The sequence below is a fragment of the Rhodopirellula maiorica SM1 genome, assembly GCF_000346295.1.
Lineage (GTDB): Bacteria > Planctomycetota > Planctomycetia > Pirellulales > Pirellulaceae > Novipirellula > Novipirellula maiorica.
Window position 1 is genome coordinate 1 of the sequence record NZ_ANOG01000961.1, and the last position, 26,414, is coordinate 26,414.

At 53.3% G+C, this 26,414-nt stretch carries 18 protein-coding genes; 3 read left to right on the forward strand and 15 right to left on the reverse strand.

Features of this window, described 5'->3' with window-relative positions:
- The 3 genes from RMSM_RS41480 to RMSM_RS30755 form a co-directional block, all read left to right on the forward strand.
- On the forward strand, window positions 1–1,993 hold a 1,993-nt coding region (locus tag RMSM_RS41480; protein WP_052031885.1), incomplete at its 5' end, for a hypothetical protein.
- Window positions 1,994–2,542: 549 nt separating this feature from the next.
- Window positions 2,543–3,634: a polysaccharide biosynthesis/export family protein gene (locus RMSM_RS30750; RefSeq protein WP_008706735.1), complete on the forward strand. Its 1,092-nt coding sequence runs from the start codon at window positions 2,543–2,545 to the stop codon at window positions 3,632–3,634.
- A gap of 286 nt (window positions 3,635–3,920) precedes the next feature.
- Window positions 3,921–4,958: a D-glucuronyl C5-epimerase family protein gene (locus tag RMSM_RS30755; protein ID WP_081614396.1), complete on the forward strand. Its 1,038-nt coding sequence runs from the start codon at window positions 3,921–3,923 to the stop codon at window positions 4,956–4,958.
- A gap of 107 nt (window positions 4,959–5,065) precedes the next feature.
- Here RMSM_RS30755 and RMSM_RS37570 read toward each other — a convergent pair whose 3' ends face one another.
- The 15 genes from RMSM_RS37570 to trkA form a co-directional block, all read right to left on the reverse strand.
- Window positions 5,066–9,403 (reverse strand): tandem-95 repeat protein, encoded by a 4,338-nt coding sequence (locus tag RMSM_RS37570; protein ID WP_160168412.1) that lies wholly within the window; start codon window positions 9,401–9,403, stop codon window positions 5,066–5,068.
- A gap of 107 nt (window positions 9,404–9,510) precedes the next feature.
- A complete protein-coding gene (locus RMSM_RS30765) occupies window positions 9,511–10,563 on the reverse strand; it encodes a polysaccharide deacetylase family protein (RefSeq protein ID WP_008706741.1) in 1,053 nt (350 codons plus the stop codon).
- A gap of 15 nt (window positions 10,564–10,578) precedes the next feature.
- Window positions 10,579–11,916 (reverse strand): carboxylate--amine ligase, encoded by a 1,338-nt coding sequence (locus tag RMSM_RS30770; RefSeq protein WP_008706743.1) that lies wholly within the window; start codon window positions 11,914–11,916, stop codon window positions 10,579–10,581.
- Entirely contained in the window at window positions 11,913–12,623 is a 711-nt protein-coding gene (locus RMSM_RS37575; protein WP_081614397.1) for a nucleoside/nucleotide kinase family protein, read from the reverse strand. Before RMSM_RS37575 ends, RMSM_RS30770 begins: the two co-directional genes overlap by 4 nt.
- Entirely contained in the window at window positions 12,605–13,666 is a 1,062-nt protein-coding gene (locus RMSM_RS30780; protein WP_144058086.1) for a hypothetical protein, read from the reverse strand. The genes RMSM_RS37575 and RMSM_RS30780 overlap by 19 nt, the downstream gene beginning before the upstream one ends.
- 71 nt (window positions 13,667–13,737) lie before the next feature.
- On the reverse strand, window positions 13,738–14,625 hold the full coding sequence (locus tag RMSM_RS30785) for a sulfotransferase family protein (RefSeq protein ID WP_008706748.1): 888 nt from the start codon (window positions 14,623–14,625) through the stop codon (window positions 13,738–13,740).
- Window positions 14,622–15,830, reverse strand: a complete 1,209-nt coding sequence (locus RMSM_RS30790) for an aminoglycoside phosphotransferase family protein (RefSeq protein ID WP_040770352.1) — start codon at window positions 15,828–15,830, stop codon at window positions 14,622–14,624. Before RMSM_RS30790 ends, RMSM_RS30785 begins: the two co-directional genes overlap by 4 nt.
- Window positions 15,827–17,410: an oligosaccharide flippase family protein gene (locus RMSM_RS30795; protein ID WP_040770353.1), complete on the reverse strand. Its 1,584-nt coding sequence runs from the start codon at window positions 17,408–17,410 to the stop codon at window positions 15,827–15,829. The genes RMSM_RS30790 and RMSM_RS30795 overlap by 4 nt, the downstream gene beginning before the upstream one ends.
- A complete protein-coding gene (locus RMSM_RS30800; protein ID WP_008706754.1) occupies window positions 17,407–18,909 on the reverse strand; it encodes an O-antigen ligase family protein in 1,503 nt (500 codons plus the stop codon). The genes RMSM_RS30795 and RMSM_RS30800 overlap by 4 nt, the downstream gene beginning before the upstream one ends.
- 36 nt (window positions 18,910–18,945) lie before the next feature.
- A complete protein-coding gene (locus RMSM_RS30805) occupies window positions 18,946–20,127 on the reverse strand; it encodes a glycosyltransferase family 2 protein (RefSeq protein ID WP_008706756.1) in 1,182 nt (393 codons plus the stop codon).
- A gap of 20 nt (window positions 20,128–20,147) precedes the next feature.
- Window positions 20,148–21,539, reverse strand: a complete 1,392-nt coding sequence (locus RMSM_RS30810; protein ID WP_008706758.1) for a glycosyltransferase family 4 protein — start codon at window positions 21,537–21,539, stop codon at window positions 20,148–20,150.
- Window positions 21,536–22,471 carry a nucleotidyl cyclase domain-containing protein gene (locus RMSM_RS30815; protein WP_008706760.1) on the reverse strand — a complete coding sequence of 312 codons (936 nt, stop codon included), beginning with the start codon at window positions 22,469–22,471 and terminating at the stop codon, window positions 21,536–21,538. The genes RMSM_RS30810 and RMSM_RS30815 overlap by 4 nt, the downstream gene beginning before the upstream one ends.
- Before the next feature lie 64 nt (window positions 22,472–22,535).
- On the reverse strand, window positions 22,536–23,177 hold the full coding sequence (locus tag RMSM_RS30820) for a sugar transferase (protein ID WP_040770355.1): 642 nt from the start codon (window positions 23,175–23,177) through the stop codon (window positions 22,536–22,538).
- A gap of 29 nt (window positions 23,178–23,206) precedes the next feature.
- Window positions 23,207–24,676, reverse strand: coding sequence for a GumC family protein (locus RMSM_RS30825; RefSeq protein ID WP_008706763.1), 1,470 nt, complete (start codon window positions 24,674–24,676; stop codon window positions 23,207–23,209).
- A gap of 426 nt (window positions 24,677–25,102) precedes the next feature.
- On the reverse strand, window positions 25,103–26,414 hold a 1,312-nt coding region (gene trkA, locus RMSM_RS30835; RefSeq protein WP_052031888.1), incomplete at its 5' end, for a Trk system potassium transporter TrkA.

Genomic DNA, 26,414 nt, shown 5'->3' on the forward strand with positions numbered 1-26,414 from the left:
TCCATCGGATGCCAGCCGAACTAAGCCTACGCAATCAAACACCCCCGCTGAGCTACAAGACTTCGGCAACCACGCTTCGCAACTGCGAATCGATTCAGAACGACAGTCGCTCGAGCTTGAATTGTTTCGCGTCCAGCGAGAAGCCGATGCGGCGCGTCACGAAGCGCAAGCGGCACGGTGCGACGCCGAAGCCGCCGCAATCGAACTGAGACTTCGCGGCATCGAAGCGTCGGGGCACCAGCCGTCTAGCGTGCCTGCTGTTCCCGGCCCAGTGCCTAGCCTCAACACCGCTGTCCTCAACAACACGACTGTCCCCCAGAACGAATCAGGCCCCGGTGTCAGCGTCCGGAGTTATTCGTCACCGCAACCAGCGTGCTCTGCCTCCACCGCGGTTGACACCACGCATCCCAACGTGGTCTCCGATTCGAAGTCGAAATCAGCCTCCCATGCTGCGGAGATCACTTGGTATCAGGGTCCGCAGCTCGATAAACCGACCACCGCACCGCTTGATCCGTCGCCGCCCCCCACAACCGCACCGGCAGATCAGGGCTTACCCGCCGCCGCGTTGGCCTCGACATCATTCCAAAGTTGGCAAGAGATTCGCGAGGCATTCGATCACGATGCTGACGCGACCAAAACGGCTGTGCCAACAAAAGTCGATACCGCCGATCAAGCCGCTGCGTCCTCCGACGGCTCCTCGACCAGCGTCGCTGAACCGGACGCCGCCGAAAGCCCCGTTATCATCCCGGCCGCCGGCGATCCTCTGATTAGTGAATCACGCAAAGATAAAACCGCTGCCCCGCAGCTCCGCGTCGATGCAGCGCATCACCCGGTTACAGCACCTCAGTTGCGGAATGACGACGCAGCGGATGACGTGGATCTCGATAAAGCTAACGGCAAAACGACCAGCGATCCTTTGATTGCGGTCGCAGCGTCCGCAGCGACGACCGATTCACCGAGCCACGCCGACACACCGTTTCCGCTGATCTCGACGCTTGATAGCGATGAGAAACCGTTTGAGAAAGCGGAGATTGTGGAACTTGATTCCGCAGTCGTTGCCGACGACACGACGACGCCCGAGAATCGGCGACGAAAACCTGCGGCTTGGGTCGCCAGCGCGATTGTGCATGCGGTCATTCTCGTGATCCTTGGCGTTGTCACATTGAAAACGCACAAACCGTTGGACCAAGTCTCGCTATCCGCGTCGGCGCCCTCGGCGTCGGAAGTATCGATGGAAACCTTTTCCATCGAGAGCACCGAATTGGAAACCGAACCGACCGAAGAGCAAACCGAGTCCGAGATCCAATACGACTTGAGCCCCGTGGGTGAGATCGCGATTTCAAATTTCACGCCGCCACCACCGCCATCAATGCCTAGCCCGGCGGCGGCGATGCTGAGCCCATCGAACAATTCGGCAGCCGCGATGTTGACCAAGCCGAGTGATTCGGACGCCAAAATTCAGTTTTGCGGAGTCGATGGTGGAGGCAACCATTTTGTTTACCTGGTCGACAGCAGCAAGAGCATGGGAGACGCCTTCAATTCAGCTCGCATCGAACTACTAAAATCGATCAACGCGTTGCGTCCCGATCAGCGGTTTTATGTCATTTTCTTTGATTCCGATCCCGACTTCATGCGTTTGAGCGATCCTAAAAAGGACGAGCGGCGAAGTGCGTATGCAACGCCAAAGAACAAAGCGGCACTGCAACGATGGGCGATGGGCATTCGCGCCGACCGCGGCCGGAACCCAAACGATCTGCTCGATTTCGTATTGAAATTGAGAGCCGATGCGATTTTCCTACTCTCCGACGGCGAGTTCCCTCAGTCGACCGAACAGTTGTTACAGGAAAAGAATGTGCAGCGCAATCTGTTTGGCAGCGGCGGGTTGATCAGCCGAGTGCATACGATTGCTTATCACAGCCGGGCAGGGGAAAGCCGAATGAAGCGAATTGCCCAACAGCATCAGGGGCAATACCGTTACATCGCCAAGCCGTAACGCGGGTAGGAGAATGTTTTGGTGAAGAGTGCTGCGCTGCTAAAAGTTCTAGGTTGGACTCCAGATTGGTTTCATATCTTCTCTAACCTGCATATTCGTCGCGGTTTGTCACTCAATTTGTTGACCAAAGCAATGAAAATGAGTGCAACGAATCCATTTCTGTCACCCATGAGTGTTGGTAAGCTGTGCCGATCATACCTAAAATGCCGCCCCCCAAGCGGTGTCTGCAGTAACCTCGTGGCACAAGCCGAATAACTGTCATTATACAAACAAGCGGTGTTAGCAGGGAGTTCCGTACTTTCCGAATGGCTTTCCCCTCGATTGCATCCCAGTCATCTTTAGTTGACTTTTGCGATAGGTGGAAAAACACCGCGAGATTAAGTGTGATGTTAAGGATGCCAGCCGATGCAATTGGGGCGATCAGAGTTTAGTCCAACAAGGACCGTAGCAGTCTGCTTGTTTCTCACAACACTCTGTCTGCAAGTTGGTTGCTGGGCACCGTTGTATACGCAGGGGATCCCTGCGACACAACTACCCGATACGTTCCGCATGCCAATGCGGACCGGCGGTTACCCACTCAACTTTGCAAGTTTAACGATCGAACCTCCCAAAGACTACATTCTTGGGCCTAACGACCAGTTAGACGTGACGGTTGGCGGTTTGATGAAGGACGCGGTTGCGGTGCCCATGCGGGTTCAAGTGATGGCAAACGGAATGATTCAATTACCGCTCGTCGGCCCAGTAAAAATTGGCGATACCAACCTAATCGAGGCCCAACGTCGCATCAGCGACGCCTATTCGAACGGCTACCTAGAGAATCCGCAAGTTAATTTAGCTCTGGCCGAGAAAGGCTCGACATCGGTGATCGTATTAGGCGAAGTTAATTTGCCTGGTGCACATCTGTTGCCGAAGTACCAAAACGATGTCGGTCATGCCTTGGCTGCGGCCGGAGGACTGTCGGAGGATGCTGCAGATGAAATTGAAATTCATCGTCACTCGAATGGAATGAAACAGCTCTCCTGTCACCGACTTCCCAACGTTTCGGGTGTGCTAGATGTCCCCTCAGAACCCGTTGGAATGTCACCCCATGGGCACGATTCACAGAGTTCGCTGGTGGACCCAAGCCAAATCTTACGCATACCGCTTCGCGTTCAAGGTCAATTCCAACTCAGCAAAAACGACATTACGCTCTCGGATGGCGATGTAATCGTAGTTCCAAGCCGCAAACACGAAGTGTTCTTCGTTGTCGGAAAACTGAGTACCACCAACACGGTTCGATTCACGATCGGTGACCGTGAACGTGAACTAGGCGTCGGGTTCGTGTTGCCGCGTGACCGCGAAATTGATGTAGTCACTGCGGTTGTGATGGCGGGCTACATCGATCCGATTGATTCGCCTACGACGGCGACCTTACATCGAATCAAGCCGGACGGGACTCCGATGCTGATATTGGTTGACTTGATTGAAGCTAGGTGCAATCCACGCGCAACGGTTTTGGTCGAACCCGGCGACATCATCTATCTGAATCCCGATGCTCCGTGGTACATGCGACGAACCATCGACCGCATCTTCCCCGAAATTTTGCTGTCGCCCTACAACTTCTGGATCCGGCGATCGATCATCGGCACAGGCGACATTTGACGTCGCGGGCGTAAGCCATGTGATTAGAAACAGATTGTCGCCCAAGCAGATTTCACATCCGGCAGCACTCGCTCAGCAAAACACTGAGAACGTTACGTAATTCGGCCGGATGACGCTGGACGATCCGGCGTTGAGTGCAAGTGGAGGCTACGATTTTGAATTGCCTGAGTCTCAAGTAAACAGGGATTCATGCTAAGTGTGGTCTAATTACACTGTGAGTTAATCCAGCTTTCTGAGCTGGACTAATTCAACTGGCACCCAAGAATCGCAATCGGATTTTTTCACCATGCTAAGTCTACTCACTCCGCGAGGCATGCATTTGGCGATGCCACGCGACTACTGGCACGTTCTTGAGCCAATGGGGAAGCATATCGAGCGAGACTCTTTGGGTGGTTACCACATCGATATGCGTGAAAAAGCTCGGCCCTACAAGGGACCGTCCAAAGACGGGTTTCCGTTGCGAAATCAAAACAACGAAGGGCTGCAACTGTTACCCGTCACGATCACGCAAATGGCGCTTGGGCATTACGACTGCTGGTTGGAAGATCAGGATCCCGAGCGTAAAGAAACGATTCGTCGCTGTGCTGACTGGCTGGTCCAACAACACGGACCTTGCCCCAATAAAATGAATGGCTGGTCCTACCAATTTGATCATGGACGACTGAGCATCAAGGCGCCCTTCATTTCAGCGATGGGCCAAGGCCAAGGAATATCGGTACTGGTCCGCGCTCACAAAATCTTTGGCGATGATCGCTACCTGGAGACAGCCAAAGTCGCGCTCGAACCGTTCTATTATCCGGTCGATCAAGGAGGCGTAACGGCTTACACATCCGATGGCGTTGCCTTTGAAGAGTATCCGAGCAATCCGTTTAGCCATATTCTCAACGGGTTCATTTTTGCACTCTGGGGCGTTCACGATTATGGCATCTACACACAAGACGAGAAAACGCTTGAATTGGCAAAAGCGGGTGCCGAGACGCTAGCCAAAATGCTTCCTCGTTATGATGTTGGTTACTGGTCGCGATACGGATTATTTCCACATCCCAGCCCAAATGTCGCCAGCCCGTTCTACCACGAATTGCATATCGCTCAATTACGAGCACTATACGTTCTGTATCCCCACGAAGTTTTTCAGCAGTATGCTGATCGTTGGGAACGGCAATTTGGCAGTTGGCCGAATTTCGTTCGCGCGGTATATGGAAAAGTTCGTTTCAAACGCTGGGTCAAATCAACGAAGAAACGACTCGCCGCTGCTGGCATCGAAACGGATGCCGCTGCGGATTATTGGTCCGGCAAGGCCACACTGCCCACCGAGACTACGTAATCGACCTGGCCGTCAAAACGAAGAGGTGCGGTTGTCTGCAATCTTCCACTGGACGCGCCGGCTAGCTGGAACCGGCCGTCACCACACCTCGATGGCACGGTGAGTTTTTACAATCTCTCGGCCAATGCATCCTCAGCCAGTCCATTCTCCGTTAGGGCAGCAACGGCGTCATCGGTCGCGGTTGCGTCTGCGGTCAACATCAACTGCAAAGTCGTGATGACCCGATCCACGTTTTTCGACGACAATGGGATCGGTTCTACAGCAGGAATCAACGTCTCCGGCTCTTTTGTGAAATTGTCCGTCGACGCACTCGTCGTGGCAGTCGAACTGGCCAGGAACTGTGGCGACGCTTGTGCTGGTGCTGCGGAACCACCATCTAGTGATGGCAACGAATCGGCAGGGACGAGATCAAATCCAGTCAACTCGGCGTCGCTGATGCCGAAGTCACTGCCATCGAAATAGAGCATGCTCGCAAAGGTCCCACTCGAGCTGTTACCCAGTGCCGTGGGACGGAATACGAAGATGTCTTCATCGTCACCCGCGACACCGCCCACGGCAAATTCATTTTGAACGTTCAAATAGATGTCGCCATTGACACCCACGGTGACGCCATGAACATCCTCGCCGCTCAAGCCGACGTCGCTCCCATCGAGATAGATTTCCCAGCTGCCCGCTGTATTCTCACCCAGCGAGGTCGGTGTCAATGCGATCAAATCGTCATCCCTGACCGACAGGCCACCGATCGTGCTGGAGCCTGTGATCGAAACCAGCAATCGGCCGTCCGGTAGAATGGAAAACGCATCCACATCGTCGGCAGATCCATCAAGGTCAACATCGCTACCATCGATGTACAACTCGAAACTGCCTTGTGTTTCGCTGCCAAACTGGGTTCCCGTAAACTTGACAATGTCAGAATCATCGACAACGTCAGCAATCCCAGGCACCGATTCTGCAGATGCAAATGAGAGTAAAAGTTCGGTGGGACTTAACAGCGCGAATCCACTGAGTTTGGCACCAGCCAGCCCGACATCGGATCCGTCGAACAACATACTGAAATTGACGCCATCGAAAACAAGCACATCTTCGTTTTCCGCGTCGATCCCGCCAACAGTCACGTCGCGATCGAACCCAACTAACAATACCGTGCCGCTCGGTGCCGGTTGAACGACGACGTGCAGTGTCGCAGTTGTTGCCAACGGTGGCGAAGCATCGTCACCGGTGTCGATGACTTCAATCGTGATATCACCTTCACCAACAAAGCCCTCATCGCTGCTAACCGTGATCAAGTGGGTGGCTGGATCAATGGTCGCATTGACGCCTGCAAAGGAGGACGTCACCGAGAAACTAGCATCACTGGACGGTGTTTCGATGTCAGCGAAGAAGTCATCCAAATCGAGCGTCGCGTCATCACCATCTTGAATTAACGACAACTCGGGAAGGCCGGTTAATGCCGGCGGATCATTCACTGCGGCGACGTCTACCGTGATCGTGTAATCCGAGATACTGAATTCCGCGCCGTCATGCAATTGGAAACTGAACAGGTCATGGTTTGGCCCGTTCGCATTGGAATCTGCCAAGTAAGTTAAGTTTCCATTCGCGATATCGGTTGCTTCGATAACTTGATCTAAGATCACGTCGATACCGGAAAGCTGTAGCATGCCGGCGGATTCCAGTGCAGTGACCTTGATTTGATCAAGACTATCACCGTCAATGTCCTCAAAATTAAAGTCACTGATAGCGAGTACATAGAGTTCATCCTCTATCGCGGCGATCTGGCCGTCACTGCCTGTGGGCGGATGATTCACGGCGGTGACTGCGATCGTAACGCTTCCATTGCTCGTCGCTCCGGTCGCGTCGACCAGTTCGTAAACGAAGCTATCAGAGACACTTGCACTTCCGTCGTGGGTGTAGCTGAACGACCCGTCCGTATTCAGAATGAGCGTGCCGCTGCTGGGAGCCACGATCGGATGCGTGTTGACGGTCAATAAGTCGTTCGGCAAATCAAGATCGGTGTCATTGCTGATCAGACTGGTCGAACCATCGACAAGCTGTGTTGTCGTGCCCGCACGGGGAACGGAGATGCTGTCGGCGTTAGCGACTGGTGCTTGGTCGTTGACAGGCGTGATTTCGATGGTGACCATGGCCGTGCTGGTCGCGCCCGCAGAGTCTTGGATTTGATAGACGAAACTATCAGAAAAATTTTCGCTTCCATCATGGGTGTAACTGAACGTGCCATTAGCGTTGAGCACGAGCGAACCGAACGATGGCCCTAATACAGGCGTGGTGACCACGCTCAATGTGTCATCGGGAAAATCGGCATCCGTATCGTTTGCCAACAAACTAGCCGAACCGCCGGATAACAGAGTCGCTGTGCCACCTTCAGCCAGAAGCAAAGAGTCGCCATTGGCATTGGGGGGACTGTTCCCGCCAACCGGAACCGGGACATGCACTGCCATCACGTCGTAAGGGCTGAGACCATACACACTGCCATCAAAATAGATGTTCTTCGCGATGTTTCCGGTGGTGTCGTCGCCCAACGTAAGTGGCCGAAACAATAACACATCGTCATCACGCACGGTACTGTCGAGCGCATCGAATGAACCGTCGGTGGACAAATACAGGTTTCCATCGGGATAGAAACTCACTCCGTTGACGTCTTCGCCAGCCAAGCCCACGTCACTACCGTCAAAGAACAACGCCCAGTCTCCCGTGGTGGTCTCCCCCAGCGATGTTGGAGTGAAGACAAGGATGTCTTCATCGTCCCCAGCAACCGTTCCCACGTTGTATGAACTGCGTGTGGAAATCAGCAATCGTCCGTCCGCAAGTAAGGAGATCGAATCAATGTCTTCACCGCCCGAAGTCAGCCCCACGTCGCTGCCATCGAAATACAGCTCGAATGTTCCGCCAGTGGTTTCACCCAACTCTGTCGCCGTGAACTTCACGATGTCCGAATCGTCGACCGTGCCAGCAATCCCCGGGATACTTCCCGATCCTGTGAACGAAATAAGGAATTCGGACTCAGAGATCACATGCAGGCCATCAATGCGAAAGCTTTCCAAGCCAACGTCCGACCCATCAAAGAACTGACTAAAATTCTCGCCGTCAAAGAAGATGATGTCCTCACTTTCGATGGTGATTCCGTTGCTCAGTGTCGCGGAGGAGTTGATTGCGAAATACAGAGACTCAGGTGAATTGAGAATCGTTGTGTCGATATTGACGTTGTAGGAAACGGGAGACATCTCAAATCCGTTCTGATCAGCGATTCGATTCACACCAGTGCTAAGCGATAACTGATAACTACCGTCATTCCATGTCCCGCTGGTCGGTGTGAGCGAGACTCGCTTGGCAACCGAATCGTAGGTGAACGTGTAGTCCACCCCTTCGCTTAACAGCACGCCGTCTTTTTGTAGCGTGATCGTCGACTCGATGACGGTGCTATCGTTGATGCCGCCGCTGAAATCCAATAGCGATACATCCAGTCGTGGTTGAGCGGTGTTGACGGTAATCGACTGTGAGGAAGCATCAAAATCAGATGTGCCGTTGTCCACCGGACTGGTCATTCGTGCTCGCGGAGGTGCAGGCAGATTAAACCGTTGGTCAAAGTCGAGCGGTAACGAGAACTGGCTTTCCGAATCTGTCTCGAATTGATCCAGTGACGGTGAATACGTGGTGAAGTTCACCACGTCGACTGAGGGTTCGAATTCAATGAGCCGCAAAAATCCATCGTCACCAATCGCTCGGTTTTGGTAGTTAGCCAACACCTCAATGACCTCAGACCCGGCACTGTTGGTGGAGACTTGATGACGTTCGGAGCCAAAGTGACCTCCTAAAACCATGAACACTTGCGGATTGGGGCTCACCAGTTGCTGGAAAACTTCGACGCCCGTATTACCATCGGCAGTCAATTGTTGAGTCGAGTGCCCGCCTGTTTCATCGATGTAAGCATGCGTCGTGATAATCGCCGGAAGATCGGCATACGCATCTAATATGTCCTGAGCCCATGAGAGCGCGCTGTCACGCGGCTCCCACTCCAGCGTCAAGTGCAGAAACGTCTGATCACCGCCGCTGAAAATCTGGAATTGATTAAGTTCGTCCATCGACGAACCGCCATACCAGCTTCGTCCTTCATACCGCGAGTCGCCAAAATACCGAGTGAACTGGCTGGCCCCGTTATGAGTGTTGTCGTCATCATAATCATGGTTGCCAATGGCGACGCTGTACGGCACCAATCCGTCAGGGTTGGCGGTGAGGTCGCCGTCGAGAAGGCCCAATGCGGCAGTGGCGACTTGCCACTCTTGGTCGCTCTCGGAATTTTCAACAACATCGCCGACATGCGACAAAAATACGATATTGTCGTTTTCGGCGTTGTCAGCGACCCATTGGAATTGCTCACTAAAAGTGGCTGGAGAAGATTCCGCCAGCGATTGGGTGTCGGGTATTTGCACGATCTTGAAAGCATCTCCGGCCAAAAGCTGTCGGTCTTCCAGGCTCTCGATGCATCTGTTGAAACGATTGCGACGTTTCTGATTTACCCGTGCCATTGTTTGTCTCGCTAGTCTTTTTGGGGATGAGTTACTGAGCCCGCTCTGCCATTCTTCATTCGATTCTTCCACCACCCCGCCACCAACTGAGCCTTCAGAATTTGAGAGGTGGTTTGTTGGCCAACATTGATCCGGTTAAGCGACAACCAATCCGCCGAAGGCAAGTGGTTGATGCCCCGCTGGACGGTAAACGCCAATTCAAAACCTTCTTGCTGCATCATCTGTTTGACTGCCGCATTGCATTGTCCACCGGGATATGCAAACACTGGCAACACGCTGCCGATCTCTCGCTGGACATCATCACGAGACCCTACGACTTCTTGCCGCGCTTGCGCGATTGGAACTCGCGTCAAGAGTGGGTGCGTCTGTGTGTGCGGAGCTAACGTCACACCTTGATTTGCCAGGGCGCGCAGCCGATCCCAGCAAAGCACGCTACGCGGTGGCACTGGCGATTGTTGCTGATCCACAATCTTGTCAATCACTTCCGTCGCACAGTCATGCGGTAGTTCTTTGACATAATCACGTAGTTCGCGAAAGACGCGGCTTCGCTGTTGATCGGATCCAAGCGGCAGTCGTCCGATTGGCGTGTCGACATGGCTGGAACGGAAGTTCCAAATCGCAGCATACAGACGATCCCACCAAAAGCGTCGCTCGGGTTGGTCGGGGTAAGCGGTAGGGACAAACACCGTCACAGGCATGTCCCGAGCCTGCAAGGCAGGCCAAGCAAAATCGGCAAAGTCAGTGCACGCATCGTCAAACGTGATTAGCACAGACTTGACCGGCAGTTCATGCTCGCCACGGCAAGCCGCTAGGACCTGCTGCATTGAAACAACGTTCGCTACGGACGAGAGCATGTCAAGTTGCTCGGCAAATTGGTGCGGCGTCGCACTGATCAATCCCGGATACAGAAGTGGTGTTCGATCTGCTTCATCCACCCGGTGATACGTGACGACTGCAAGATCACAGGGGCTAGTGACGTTCACTTTTTCCAGTGTCCGCAGCAGGGAACCAAACACAGGTGTATTGGCAGCGCTGATCGCAGTTTGACGAAGTGATTTTAACATGGCATTAACGGCGGCTCATTTCGCTTGTGCCTCTTCCAGCGATTCCGCCCCGGCTAAGGGCTCCTGGTTAGATAATTTTTCGGATGCGATCGGTGTCCGAGCATAACCGGGGTCACGCCCGGATTGTTTGCGACGTTGTAGCGGTCCAAGGATCGCTTGGCAGGCGCTGCGAACCAAATTGGTCATGATGCGGATGCCCGGCATCGGGTCACGCAACGAGAGAATGTCGAAACGATAACTCGGTCGTAACAGATCGATCATCGCGCCGATGGCAGCGGATCGTTTGGGCATTTTCATGACAGGATGCTTCGGTGCGCCTCGCAACACACGGATGATCCAGCTCAATTCCTTCTGAAAGTTCTGAACATGCACGAAGGTTCGATAGTCTAGATTTGTCGGCAACGACTTATCAGGCGGCCCGTTCAACGTCAATTCACACAGCAGCGTAGGGAAATCGACCCCAGCGGCGATCGCAATCGGTAATGAACCCCAGATTCGCCCGTTGATCTCCATCAAACGGGATTCCCCGCGATCATTGAGTTTGAATTCTGCCATGGCCAAACCGGTCCAGTTCAGCGTTTTGATCATCTCACGCGTCTGGTCATAGAGCGCCGGATCGAGCGGGTCACTGCGGCGCAATGAACTTGCACCGCCCGTCAGTGGGACTTCTCGAAGTCGCCGATGTTGAAACGCTCTGATTACTTGGCCTTCATGAGCCAAGACTTCGACGCCGACGCCCGCCCCCGGAAAGTACTCCTGAAGTAACACGGAGCAATGTCCTTCAAACTGCTTCATCTTTTTCCGCAAGTCATCTTCGTCATGGGCATAGTCGACACTCCAAACTTGCACTGGTTTGTCCTCGGACAACGTGTGCGACGAACTCGGCTTCAGCACCAATGGCCAGCCAAAGCTGCGACAGTGAAGCAATGCTTCGTCGATTGAATCGACCAACTGTGTACGTGGATAAGGAACGTTGAGCTTTTCGGCCAACTGGAATGTCAAGTTCTTGTTGCGAACGGTGTTCATCGCATCCTCAGGCGCCCAAGGAACTCGACAAACTTGTTCCACTCGTGCTCGGTATGCCTCCAGTGGCAGCACCACCTGCTCGGTGACGGGAACAATCATGTCAATCTGATATCGATCGACCGCCGCCAAGATGTCTTCAATGAATTGCTGAGGGTTTGATCGTGGGCATGCGTACACGACGCGATGCTTGGCATGACGTGAGGCAAGTCCAGGGCTGCGCGGGTCTGCGTCGGCCGCGATCACTTCGTAACCATTTCGGTCCAGTGAACGAATCGTTGCGACAGCGGCTCCGCGACAGGCGTCACTGACTAAGATGCGTCCTTTCATACCAGAATCCTTTGGCTCTTCTGACTTTGCTGTTCGTAGTAGCGAGTGATTCGCTCGCTGACGTCGTCAACGACATCGTCAATGCTACGGCTAGCGTCAACGATCTCAAAGTGCTTGACCAAGTCCTTCATCTGCAGATAGTCATTGCGTCGTTCTTCCAAAAGCTCCAGCGTTCCTTCGCCCTTGCGATCGAAAAGCACTTCCGCGGGTGCATCCAAGAACACGATCACGTCAGGACGCGGGTAGAAACGGTTGAGCATGTAACCATGGACCTTCTGCGTCACCGAACGAGGTGCATCACTGACGATGTCATACGCGTAGTAGTCCGGGAAAAAATGGCGATCGAAGATCACGATTCGTTTCCTTTTTAGATGGTACCAAGCAACCAATTGGCGATACCATTCTTCGGCTAAGCGGTTGGTCAGGCTGACGGACGACTTCGCTGTTTTCCATATTCGTCGCGGCATGCTTTTATGTTTGACAGGGGCATCGCTGTGTTTTTCCCGTGGGCCACCCGCGTATTTCTTTCTGCCTACTAACTGACGCAGAGCTTGCACCAAGCGAGTTGTCGGCAGTAAATGCTCGCTGGCTTCGTGATTGACGCCCATATACAGGTACTTCGTCGGTACAGGCAGGCGACTGCGTAAACGATTGCCCACCGTTGTTTTGCCAGACCCGTCCGGACCGATTAAAGCGACAGTAAACATGATTCTTTCCGGTTCGACTGAAGTGTCTGATAAAGATCAGCGAGGTTAGCGTTGTGGGGATGATCGACCGCGTAGACCTGTTTGTCTTGTAGCAGTCGATCGAAGAGGACGTCTCGTTTTTGCTCGAACGCACCGACGCAGTCCGACATGTCGGCAATCGCATACGACCAGCGACGAACTGCTTTTCGCAAGTCGTCTAGATCCTCGTCGTGCAGCGCAATCAAACGTCGCTTCGCCACTTCGGCCGTGAGTGGCGTGACGCAAATTTCCGAACGGTCATGGGTGCCAGCTAGCAGGATCGTGTCGAGCGAAGCGGATCGAGGTCGAAGATCCTGACCAAGCCAATCCGCAGCGGGACGATCGATGTAACGATTGCGGTCCACCGACGCGGCGAGTTTGCGTGCGGACTTCGCGATTTTCGGAAGCACGCGACCAGATACTTGGGCAGCGACCGTGGCCACACCGGCAGCATGCTTCCAGCTGGTCAGTCGAAATTTATCCTTTAGCCGCACCTGTTTCAGTTGACTGGCGCCTTGGCGAAGATGCCAGTCGCGAAGCCGGATCGGTTCGGGAACGCCATGCATGGTTTGACCGTCAGCGGCGACATATACCCATTCCGCCGCCAAATACTCCGCACCTTGCAGTAAGTAAGCCAACATGACTCCGGTTTTTCCGCCTCGTGGCCAACCACAAACCATGTAACCATGATCGCCGAGGGTAAAGGCCGACCCGTGCAACCCCAAGATTTGTTTGTCGACACATCGGCTGTTGATGATCGAACGAAGTAGCGGAATTCGGCCGCCAGTCCCTGACGGCAGCGTTATTCGAATCGGACCATCGCTGAATACGTTCTGCAAGTCGAACTCGATCGGCGAGGCAACGTCCGCCGTTTCGATTGCGAAACGTTCGTCGGCATGAACGGCATCATGCTCACCCAAATGTCGCCACGAAACCGTCGGCAATGACTTTGACTTGAATCGCACTTCAATATCAGGAGCACAGTCGCTCGTATCTTTCTCAGCACCACAAACGCGCATCATCATCCGCACATCCTGTGAAGATGCGTTTACAAGGGACAGATGAATTTGTCCGTGCAGGTGCAGACGAACAATGCTCATTGATACGGTACGCATGCTTTCCGCGAATTCAGTGTTTCGTGAGTTCTCTTGTAACCCCAGCGATCGCAAAGATTCATTCCAAGCAGTTCCTCTAGCCGCTGAACCTCTGGGGTAAACAACTGTTTGAGTTCGGCGTGTGCTTCGGGAGAAACGGTTGCCCGATCATCATCAGCGACTTCCCGATAAATCAGGCTGCGAACCAAGCGTGATCGCTTGACGCGGCCCCGTAATTTTTTCCACCCCAGTCGTCGGCATGTTTGGGACATCTGCTTACTGAACGCTGCCAAATGCTTGTTGCGTGGCAAACAAGCAGGCATGACTTTGGTTCGCATCCGCGGACCCAACGGCAAATGAGAAATCCCCAACGCGTCACAGACACCGGCTGCATAGCGTTCCGGGTCGCGTTTTAGGTCATCAAATAAGGTGATATGAATCTGATCCCTGGGAAAACGATCGAGGTAAGGCTGGAGGAACTTCGCATAACATCCCTCTTCAATGATTTCGGAGGTATCGCCACAACGTTGCTCGAAACTGCCTGTCCATTTTTCGTTGCGAATCCCATCGAGGTACATCGAAAACGCACGATCCATCGGCTCTCGCAGGCAAACCATCAGTTGAATGTTGGGGTCCATCTCCGCAATCTGCTCACAAGCACGTGAAGAGTAGAGATACGAGTGTGAAATCTCTCCGACGATTTTCTCTTTTGCTGCCTCGGCAAAATGTTCTAGGTACCACTGCCAACCTTTCTCGAAGTGATGATCGAAAAAGTACAGCCCTTTGACCGGTGTCATGAATACGTCGGGGTGTCGTGAAAGCAGGTCAAACAACCATGTCGATCCTGCTTTGCTGGTGCCGATATAGATAAAGTTCGGTCGCCGACTCATTGTACATCCTCCGATGTCCTAGCCATTCGCGTGCCAACAGGGGCCACGAGAATCTCGCGTAAGTACGTCAAAAATCCAGCTTTCCATAGCGACCGTCGCACTCCCTTGACAACGCGTTTGAATCCACGCTGCTGCTCATGTTGAAAAACAACTGCGGCCCAATGCTCCAAGATCAATTGAGCCAAGAAAAGGCGAATCGATGTCAGTGGAATGGTCTGGTCGTCGAAGTAACCTTCCAAGAACGCGTCTTCGTATCGCTGCAATCGCTTGCGATCGTAGAGCATGCCACGACTTAGCATCTGTGGCCCCGATGCCTTGACGGTCATAAGCATTTTGGCAATGTCTTCGTAGATCGGAGCGTTGAATCGCCCCAAAGTATCGAAGACAGAAACGCGGTTTGCATTGTCGATAAATACGTTCCGTGGTGCAAAATCGCCATGCACTTGGCCGCATGGAATGCTTGACGGCAAGTGTTCGTTGGCCAAACGAATGATTTGTTGATGCATACGGCGAAGTTCATCAGGATCATCAACATGATTCGACAAGTAGGCGATGAACTGCTCGACGGCAGCTAGATAGTCGTCGCGTGATGTGCTGCGTGATTCACAGTGCTCCAGAGCAGGAAGTTGATGGTGTTGCCGCAACCAGGCTCCCGTATTGGAAAACGCTGTTTCCAAGCGAGAGGCTTTCCGCGCAGCGGATAATCGGTGAGTTGCGTACAGACGTTGACGCAGACTCGATTGATCGATCCACTGCATCACCATGGCCTGCTGTTGAGGCAGCAGATCGTAGACCCGCACGACTCCAAAACGGGAGTCACCCAATGCATCGAAGTGAGATTGAATTCGCCGTAGCGCGGCGTACTCTTTCCAAGGTTTGCTGTCGGGTTCCACACGTCCGAACAACCGTGGCCGATCCACAAAGGTGTGATCAAGAAGCTGTTCTTGATAGGCAAGATCTGAGTGGCCAATCGGAACCTTCACCACCAAATCCGGCTGTTTAGATTCGGGTGAAAGACTGAACAGGTAGATTTCACAGAATCGGCGATGGATTTCCTTCACTAGATTCAGTTGGCAGTCAGTCCACTTCAGGCCTTCGTAATTCCCTAAGCGATTCTGTAGTTGATCGGTCAAGTCCATCGCTTTTCCCGACGCAACTTCCGATGCTTGATTCGTTGGCGCTGATTTCATAATGGTGTCACTCATGATTGCCCCTGTTTAGCACGTACTGGCGGCGACGCATGAGCATCGCTGATAAGCGGTTCACCAACGGCAAAGCGACGCGGCAAGAATCGATCGATCTCGGGAAATAGTTCGCGGATCTGCAACGTCTTTAAAAAGGTTGCCCATACGATTAGGGTCAAAACGACAGCTACAGCTAAACCCACTGCGACGGGTAGAACCAGCATCGTCTGTACCAGTAGCAGAGCAACGGCAATCACGATGATGGCTGCGTGAATTCTGGCGATCTCAGCGGGAATCCCTTTCAGTTGTCCTGCCTTCATCACCACGACTTGGTAAGCCACGTTCTGAACAATCATCACGAACGAACTGACAATCGCACCGCCGAGTGGTCCATAGATTGGGACCACGATGACGTTCAAAATCAGTGCGAGCAGTCCTGCACCGAGATCGATCTTCATGATCGTCCGCACAGACTTGAAAACACGTAATGTCAGTGCGTTAAATCCAAACGCGGCGTTTAAGTATAGTCCCATCGAAACAGCTGCCAGGATTGGGCCGGAACTCGCATACGTTTCGCCAAACAAAAGCACCGCAACCGGAGTGGCGAGCGAGAAGGAAATCAACAGTACGGGCAACGTCAACAAGGCGATCCAGGCAGAACTGCGCCAATACAATTGACTGATATCTTCGGTGTCACCTCTGGCAAACATGCGTGATGCCGTTGGCACGTAGAGGAGTTTGAAGCTATCGAAAACGATTTGATTTAGTCGTGCCACTGGCAGAATGGCGCGAAAAGCGGCAACACCGGTCGTGCCGTGAAAAAACTCGAGCAAGACGACCACCAAGCTCGTACGTAGCCCATACACAACATCGGTACTGAGCAGCGGTACACCAAAGCGGAACAAGCGTCTTGTGGGCAGGTCCGCTTTGATTTTTGCTATTTCGGCAAGCAGCGGATCGTCGCGGAGTATGCGCCACAGAATTTGTGCTGAGATGAAAACGCCGATCACCGTGGCGACCACATACGCGCCAGCCAGGTAAACAGCATCTCCGCCCGTCGCCATCAAACCACATACAGCACTTAGCCGCAGCAAAGGCGTGAGGACATAACGGCGAATGAACAACGACTTGACGCGACCGAAAACCGCGAGCAACTTCTCTAATATGTTTTCCATCGCGATTAGCGGTGCCAACGCGATGATCATCAGCAAGACGGAAAGTGCGAGTGGATCTTGGACGACGGTCTCGGCAAGCACATTTCTTGTTGACACTGCCAAGCCAACCAGCAAGACGCCCATCACAACGGTCGTCGTGATCGCTACCAGCAAGGCACCTTTGACCTGATCGACCTTCTTTTCTTCATGGTAAATCGGGATAAACCGACTAATCGCCTTATCGGTTCCAAGTGGTGTCACACGAGCGGCCAACGTCGCAATGCTGTATCCATACGCAAACGCTCCGTACCCTTCTTTGGACAGATAACGAACGATCAACACCTGAACGAAGAAGTTGATCAACACGGAAATCATTCGCCCAGCCAGTAACAGGCTCGACCCGCGAACATGCTTCCGCGATTCTTTGCTCTCGCTTGATTCAGTCATTCCGTCAACCCCAGCACAGGCTTAGGCTGTCCCTGACTTTCCCGCGCAGCAATCAGCGGGACGCAGCTGGCAAGTGCGAGAATCAGCCAGAAAAACCGGATGAACGAAAAGTGGAGAAACAAACCGGTCAATAGATAAGCGAAGATCGCCATCGCAAAACCAGCGGCCAGACCCGACATAACGGGGTCCGTTTCCTTGTGAGAGGCCCACACGCGGTGTAAACCCACCAGCGTGGTTCCGATCATGCCAAGGAATAAGACCAGCCCCAACAAACCGAACTCAGCGGCAATGTGCAAATACAGGCAGTGAGCTGCGCGGTCTTCCTCATGCGCTCGAAAGCCTCCCACCTTGGCGTATTGGCGGTTGTATAGCGGAAAGTTGCCTGGCCCGACGCCAATCAATGGGTAGTCCGCGGTGACCCGCACCGCTGCCAACATCGACGTCGCTCGACCCGTGATTGCACCGTCCAGTTCTTCTGTTTGGGTGGCGGTGTCACCGCGCAAATATCCTACCAGCGTGCCGATCGAATCCATTCGGCTGACCAATTGAGGAAAGACGAGTAGAAAGGCGAACGCGGCAACGGACAGCATCATTAAATGCCGCGTGCGGATATATCCCGTGATTTTCATCGCCAGCAGCAGCAACACAAACGCGACGGCGGCACCGCGTGAGAAGGTCAAGATGCAGCCAGCCGAAATCAACAACGCCGCAGTGAAATAACCCGCCTTGCCCCAGTTGGTTCGTGCCGACGAGATGGGAAGCACGGTTAACGGAATCAGCATCAACATGTTTTGCGCGTAACGATTTTGTTCACCCAGTGACCCAGCTGAGCGTCGCTGTCGTTTTTGATCCCCCGTTTCAAATCCCTTGCCTTCCATCGGAACTTGAGCAAAACCACCGTAATCATTGCGATGTGTACTGGTGACTTGCTGCCACAACGACATGCCGCCGAGGAACGATCCTGCCATCAGCAGCGCCACAACGACTTGTTCCAAACACTTTCGTGTGCGGACGAGATTGCAAATGATCAGGAACAGCGCAACCCCCTCGATGATGTGTGATTTCAACACATCCATCGCGAGTCCCGGGTAACGACACAGCACCGCGCTGAGGACTTCGACACTCAAAAATGCAAGTATCCAGGGCCAAGCACGTGGGAACGCAAACGTTTCGCGGCGAAAGATCAGCTGAAATAGCCAGACGGCAATTAAGGCTGCAGGCGGCCCGATCAAGGCTACTATCTTCGGTAACCCATGGAACTTAAACGCCACGACCGGCGCGTTAGAAAACAGCAGGAATACAACAAAGGCGATGATCAGCTGAGGATACCGAAGCGAACACCATATTAGCGGCACGGTTCCACAGGCCGCCAACACAATCCAGCCATGCGACGACCGCATGGACACTAACAGACCGAGCGTCATCAGCACTGATATCACGAGCGTGATCAGCGGCCAGATGGCGGTGGTTCGCGGCGAGGGGGCGATGGTGGATGACATGTTCAGATGGAAGCGAGCCAATGGTTTGCGTTGAGTTTAGGAGGGCACCGTCTCTAGTGGCCGCTGTGGTTCCCAACGATCAATGCGGTGACCGCGAATCGTGTTCGACAGTGCGACTAACGCTGCTACGTTGACCATGCAAAAGAACGCGGGTAAGGCGAGCAGTTTGGATCGACCGAGCCGAGTCGACCGCGTCAGCAAACCGATGGTTGCAGCGAGATAGAAGAGTGTTTGCAGACCGAAGAAAATTAGATAGCCAATCGATTGCGTTGCTAATAGACCGCTGAGCAGATACAGGGCCATGATGGGAATCACCATCAAACGACGCAGGACTTTGTGGGAAAAAAGTTGGACAGAGTAGAATCCGAAGCGAAATGGATTGAGCAACGGTCGGACCATCAAGACTCCTCGAAGCCCGCGCGTCATGACACGAACCTTCCTGCCAAATTCAATGCCGCTGGATGAGGCTGCCGGTTCAAAGGCGGCAGCCTGCTCGGCAAACACGAGTCGATGCTGTTGCAAAATGATCCGTGTGCTGGTCACAAAGTCGTCGGTCACACCGTCTGGAACTTGCTGAAACAAACTGCGACGGATCGCATAGATGGCTCCCGTCGCAGAAATCACATGCCCAGCTTGACTCTGCCATCGTTTCATCATGCGATCCATATTCCAATAGGCACGTTCGCCTTCGTCGCTGTCACCTTGATCGCATTCGTCATCATTGGATTTACGATACCGTTGATCGCCAGCCACACCGCCCACCGTTTCATCCGCGAAGGGAGCCGCCAACTGACGGATCGCGTCGGTTGCGTACATGCTATTGGCGTCCGAAAACACCAGCACATCTCCGCTGGCTTTCGCGACGGCCTGGTTCAACGCGTATGCTTTTCCCATCCGCGGCAATGTGAGTAGTTCGACGCCCCGGTCGGCATATCGGCTAACAATTTCGCCGGTGCGATCGGTGGAGCCATCCGACGCGACGATCACCTGCAATCGGTCAGCTGGATAATCCAATTGCAGGATATTGAGCAGTTTGTCCTCGATACTGTCTTCTTCGTTATGCGCCGCGACAATCAGCGACACCGGTGGCGTGATCCGCTGGGCTTTGATGGGTTTGCGGAAAACCATCGCTCGCAGAGCGACCAGTAGTGGAAAACCAATGTAGGTGTAAGCAATCGTGGCTAGCACGAAATAAAACAGAACGGCGATGACAATCATGATTCGCGGTTGGTTGGAGATTACTTTTTCAGCGGCGGTGATTGGAAAAGACTGATCAACTGTTTTGCATTTCCTTCAATCGCAAAATCATCGATGATCCGTTGTCGTGCATTCGCCCCCACGCGTTTACGCAGCTCCTCATCCTCCGCGAACAGCTTGATAGCAGCAGCTATCTGTTCGGCATTCTTTGGTTCACACAACCGGCCGACATCGTCGCTATTGACCAACTCCGGTATCCCCGAAATACGACTCGCCACAACGGGCAGACCACATGCCATCGCTTCCATCAGCACTACGGGGATACCCTCTCGGCGGCCATCGCTGGTAGGCACGCTGGGGGTCACCAACAGATCGGCGGACTGCATCAGACCGACGAGGTCCTCACGTGTTTTCGTACCGTGGAAGGTGACAAAGGGATCGATGGAAAGTTCACGAGCGAGTCCTTGCAACATCTCAAGATCACGGCCGTCGCCAACAAAGCTCACTTGGCAATTGATCCCTTGCTCTCGCAGCAAACTCACCGCTTGTAATAAGTACTTCTGACCTTTGACCTCGTGCAACGTTCCCACACAGATTATCCGCAGTGGACCGTCTCGGCGTGACGTGAGTGCTGATGGACGAAACGTGTCCACATCGACTCCGCAGTGAATCACTCGGACTTTCTCTGCGCAGCAGCTACCACAATGATCCGTGATCACTTTATGGTTGTAGCTGGAAATCGTAACGACGAAGGCAGCGTGTTCGACTTTCCGGCGCAACATGTGTTTGTGACGATGAAGATCCGAACCGTGTGCGGTGAAGCTGTAGGGGATGCCCGTTAAGCGATGAATAACGAAGCAGGCCATCGCGGGGTGATTGGCGAAATGAGCATGCACGTGCCTGATGCCTTCACGCTGCATCGCTTGTGCGAAATACACGCTTTTGGGAAAGACGGAGAGTCCACCCCAAAAGTAGTTCGCGTTACCAAAATTGTCGCGGACAATCATCGCTACCGTGCTCAGGTAACGGAGAGGTCGCCGCACTAACATTACCAAGTTGGCCATCAGGATGGCCCCATTGAAAAATGGCATGTAGCGAGCCTTCTCGACGCAAGGCTGCGCTTCCGCGTGCATCACAGCGGGCTGAGCCGCGGATTTGAGATGCTCGCGAACTTTCCGCCAAAGCCCGACGCCAGCTACCTCTTTGCCGCTCGAGAATTTCCCGATCAGGGGAAAAATCTCGACTTGAACCTGTTGCTGTTGAACCGCCAAAATCTCAAACAGGACGAACGTCTCAGTCAGTTTAGGGAAACGCGACATCACATAGGCGACTTTGCACAACGGCACAGCATCATCGACAATTTGTGACGAAACGTTCGCTGATGGCAACTGTGATTCAGTTGGCTCGGTTTTCAAATCAGCTGCACAATTCATCGAACCAGCGGCTCAACTTTCCGCTGTTGCGCGTCGCTGGTGTTGGCGGTATTGAAACGCGGCACTGACTGCTCGAGCGATTCGGTGGCCACGTTCGTAGCGGTATTGGCGTCCGTCGTCGCTGCTAATTCACGAACTCGAGCAACTTCTTCCTGGGCGCGTTCGACCAAACCGATTGCTGTAACCTCTTCCTCGGGAAACATTGAAATTCCGACAGCTAAGTCAATCCCTAATTGGTCTCGTAGCTCTCGTCGCATTTTGTCAGCCAATTTCTCTCCGTCTGCTCGATTCATCTCAGGCAGCAATGCAAGGAATTGGTCGTTCGTTTGGGTCAAGATGTCGTGTTGTCTGAGTTGGCTACTGACGCAATCTGCAGCGCGAGCAGAAACATATTGCTGTAGCAGCTCGCTTTTAAATTCGTCGCTAAAACGATCAAGCGTTTTTTGCTCATCTTCTGCGATTGGTTTTAATGCCAGTACAGCGATCGGGCGTTCAAATTGCCGAGCTCGTCGCACCTCTCGTATAATGTCGGTCTGAACTTCTTCAAACGGACGACAGGAACCGGTTACATGGCTAAAGATCGCGGTTGCAGCGGCGTTTTGGTATTCATCGATGCCTTCGGCCAATTCACTACTGAGCCAGATCGTGGTCCACGTTGCCAAGCCTTCGACAACAGCCAAGCTGACAGCATTGCCACTGACTTCGTAGCCGAATACTTCACGCAGTGCGAGCACGGCCAGCAGAGAGAACGGCAGGTACCAATAGGACGGCATGCGATGCAACTTAGGAATACATAGCATGACCATCCCTAGCGTTGGCGCTAATAGATAGACAAATGATGCCAAGTTAATCGGTGCGTGCAGTCGTTCAATGTTATAGAAAACGAAGAACCAACCAAACAGTGCGAGAATGGAAAATTGAAGACGTTTCATATTCGATTACGGCTCCTTCGCATGTAATGTTGGTTGATGATGTTCGTTTGGCTGGTAGATTATCTCAGTAGGCGCCGCGTTTACTGAAAATCGCTGTTACCGTCTTTGCGAGTATACGCGCATCGTAGACGAACGACTGATTTTCGATGTACTCGATGTCCATCCGTGCGCGTTCGTCAAAATCAACATCACTACGGCCACTGACTTGCCACAAGCCGGTCACTCCGGGGGTCACCTCGAGTCTCTCTGTATGCCAAAGATCGTAGGTGTCAGCAGCAAATGATGTAGGGCGAGGCCCTACCAGACTCATGTCGCCAGTAAGCACGTTGATCAATTGTGGAAGTTCATCCAAGCTGCTGCGACGCAGAAACCTGCCGATCTTGGTGACGCGTGGATCGTCGGAAATCTTAAAATCTGGCCATGTCAGTTCGTTCATGTCCGCCAAGTCTTTCTTCAGTTCTTCGGCGTTGGGAACCATCGTCCGAAACTTAAACATCTTGAATCGACGACCGCCGATGCCTGTGCGATTTTGTAAGAAAAACACGGGGCGACCTGATTCAATCAAGATTGCAACGGCACAGAGCATGAAGACGGGAAGAATGATTGGCGCAGCCATCAACACCATGCTAATGTCAACGAACCTTTTTAAATGGCGACCTCGGCGTCGGATGCTTGGAACTTTCCGCACCTGGATAACTTTCTGCATAACGGTCCCTACGCTTAACGAGATTCAAATCACGGTTGTTCGCGTCTTCGTACTGGAATTAACATCAGTACCGATGTGCCTAGCAATCCCATCAGCATGCCACCACCAAGCACCAATTTCTCATTTGGCCAAACGGGTTTTATGCTCGCGACGGGTTCATCCAACACCGTGACGCGAAGATCGGCGCCGCCTTCGGTGGTCACCTCGTTATTGAGCCGTAAATCGGTCAGTTGAGCCATGACCGAATCATGAAGCGTCTGGACTTGGGCGATTTGCCCCTGCAAATCCAACTGCCTCAATCGATGCTGATCCAGTTGCTTTGCCGTGGCAAGTTCTTCGTCGTAGAGTGACTTAAGATGATCCTCCTGCAACTTCGCGGCCCTAAGTTCTCGTTCCATCGTTAGCGGAGCACGATCAACGAGGGTTTGCAATCTTCGCTTCCAATCCGCAATTTGATTATCGACGGCCTGTAACTCAGGATGCTTCTCGCGGTATTTCTTTACGAGTTCTTGTCGACGCACTTCGGCTTGAAAAAGCTCTTGTTGAATCGTCGCCGGATCTTGCAATCCGTTCAGATCGACCTGACTCAACATGTGAAGTGCTCCCCAGCCACGTTCGCTGGTCGCATCTTCAGTGATCGGCTGTGCATGAGTCGCTACACGCACTGCCGAGCTTTCGTCTTCGACGATTGTCGATACTAAATCCGTCGCGGACGGTTGATCGATCTGACCGGCTTGTTTTACGAGCCTCGGAGCCTCCGGTTCGTTGGTAACGGTCGCCAAGCGATTTTCTAAACTAATACGACGGCTGCGAACTTCCGCATAAGCGGTCCCCAATTCGTCAAGCAAATTTTGCTGCGGCGCCAAACCAGCGTTCAAGTCGCCAATCAATGGACTTGATGCTCGCAAGTCACGGTACCGTTGTTGAAGACCGGATAGTTCGGCCCGCAATTCCTGCTCCGTCTTGGCAAGCGTGCTGAGCGCCTCAACCTGGCCTCCTTGATTGAGTTCATAAAGCAGCTGCTGATACTGCGCGAATAGGTTCTCCACCAATGCCTTTCCCTGCGCTTGGTCGGCGCATCGCAACGAGACATTTAAGACTCGTGTGCCGACGACTCGCTTGACCGACAGCTCTTCCATTAAACGCTGTGTCAGCTCGTATTTGTCGATCGATGCATCGTGGCCTCGACCGAGGTAAGATTCCACGGCGCGTGTGATCAACTTGCGGCTAGCGAGAATTTCAGAGTGAGTCGCGATCAGTTCCGCATTAGGACGTCCATTCTGCGTGTCGCCGATTCGAAGCCCATGGGCTCCCGGCTGCAGCAGCAAGTTCGCTTGAATTTCGTAGAGACGTGACGCTTTCTGTAAATAGCACACACTGACGATTACACAGATCGCGATGATGAGCAACGCCCAAATCTTGTGGTGCCAGAGCCGAGTCAATAACTCCAGGGGCGTAACGTCTTGCCCGCCGTCACGATTCTGCATCGAATTTGCCATTGTTCTAAACCTTGCACGAGCCCCTCAAACGAAAGGTGTTAACCAAGGGAAAATGGGGCGTCAGGGTGAAATATAAAGATTGTGCGTGCCAAGCAAGAAGATCATGTTAATGCTTAAAATTGCCAATGCAAGCGAATTCACTGTCACTAGAGGGGGATTAATCCGTTTGCGGAAAGTGACACGGATTATCCGGATTGCATCACGACGGCTACGTCAGGACGTGGGTCACACGGGCCTCATTGCGGCAAATATTGGCCAAAGTAAACGTAGCAGTGGTCTGACGCAGAGGTCGCTCGTCAAAAGCGGGACAAACGAAGAAATCGAGCCAGCGATCACTCGAAAAGCGATTTCGATGAACGCTCGTCGCGTATCGGCAGTGAATTGCTGCAATGCTGAGTCGCTGCGACTTTGAAATTGATTGGCTTACTAGCGACCAAACTGCTGACGAGGAATGCTCGATGGTTCTCGGTTTCTTAAGTTACTAAGCAGACGCATTTGTTTTGCCGCGCAGGGGGCGTTAAACATTGCGAGACTCTCTTCGGCCGAGCTTTGATCGATCAAGGCAACGACGATATCACCAGGCTTCAATTGATCGTCGGCTCGCGGGACTCGTACAAAACCATCTCGCTGAATCGCGGCGATCAAACATCGCCCGGCCAACGGCAGGTCTGCCAACGTGGCCGAAGTCACCTGCGTCCCCTCGACGACTTCGAGCTCGTAGACGCCGATCTCACCGCTGGGCAATCGGCTTTGCGAGATGATTGCTCCTTCGTTTAAAAAACCGAGGATCTGGCGAGCCAAGACGTCACGTTCGCTGACTGCGCGGTCGATGCCAAGTTTCGCAACGACGTTGGCGTAATCGGGACGACCGACAACACACATCACTCGCGATGCACCGAGCTCACGTGCTTCGACGCCCGCCATAATGTTGCTTTCGTCATTTCCGGTACAAGCAACGAAGTAATCCACCGTTCCCGCGCCTTCGTCCTCGAGAATGCTGCGGCGATTTGCGTTGGCATTGATCACCGTCACATCGGGTAGTGTTTTGGAGAGATGGTCACAACGATCGATATCGCGTTCCAAAAGCACGATGCGATAATCATGCGGACTGAGCGATCCCGCCAAATGGAATCCGGTTTCGCCACCACCGGCGATCATCACACGTTTCCGTGATCGTCGTTCTTCGGCTTCGGCGCCAAACGTGCCTCGCGCTTTGGTGACCGCATCAGGCATCCCGATCAAGCTGACCCGGTCGCCTGATTTCAGTTCATCTTCGCCGCTCGCGATCCACATGCGGCCTTCTCTTGCAATCGACCCGACACGGACATTGCCAGGGATTTTTAGTTCGCGAAGCCGAGTTCCCGCCGCGCTGGCATTGTTGGTGATTTGCATCTCGTAGACTTCTAATTGCCCACGAGCAAAGTGTTCGAGTGGAATCGCATCCGGGTTACGAATCGCCCGCGTCAACTCGAACGCAGTCAATTGTTCAAGCGACAGGATGCTATCGATATTGAAATGCCGTTGGTAATCAAACGTGCTGAGATCACCAAAGGCCGGCGCGTAAACACGGGCGATGCTGCGGCGTGCGCCCAACGCCTTTGCCATGCTGGCGGCAACGATATTGACCTCGTCATCTCCGGTCACGGCCAACACGATGTCAGCGCTACAAACGTCGGCTTGAAACAACACGGTGCTTTGCGACGCGTTGCCTTGGATCGCCCGCACGTCTAATTCGCTG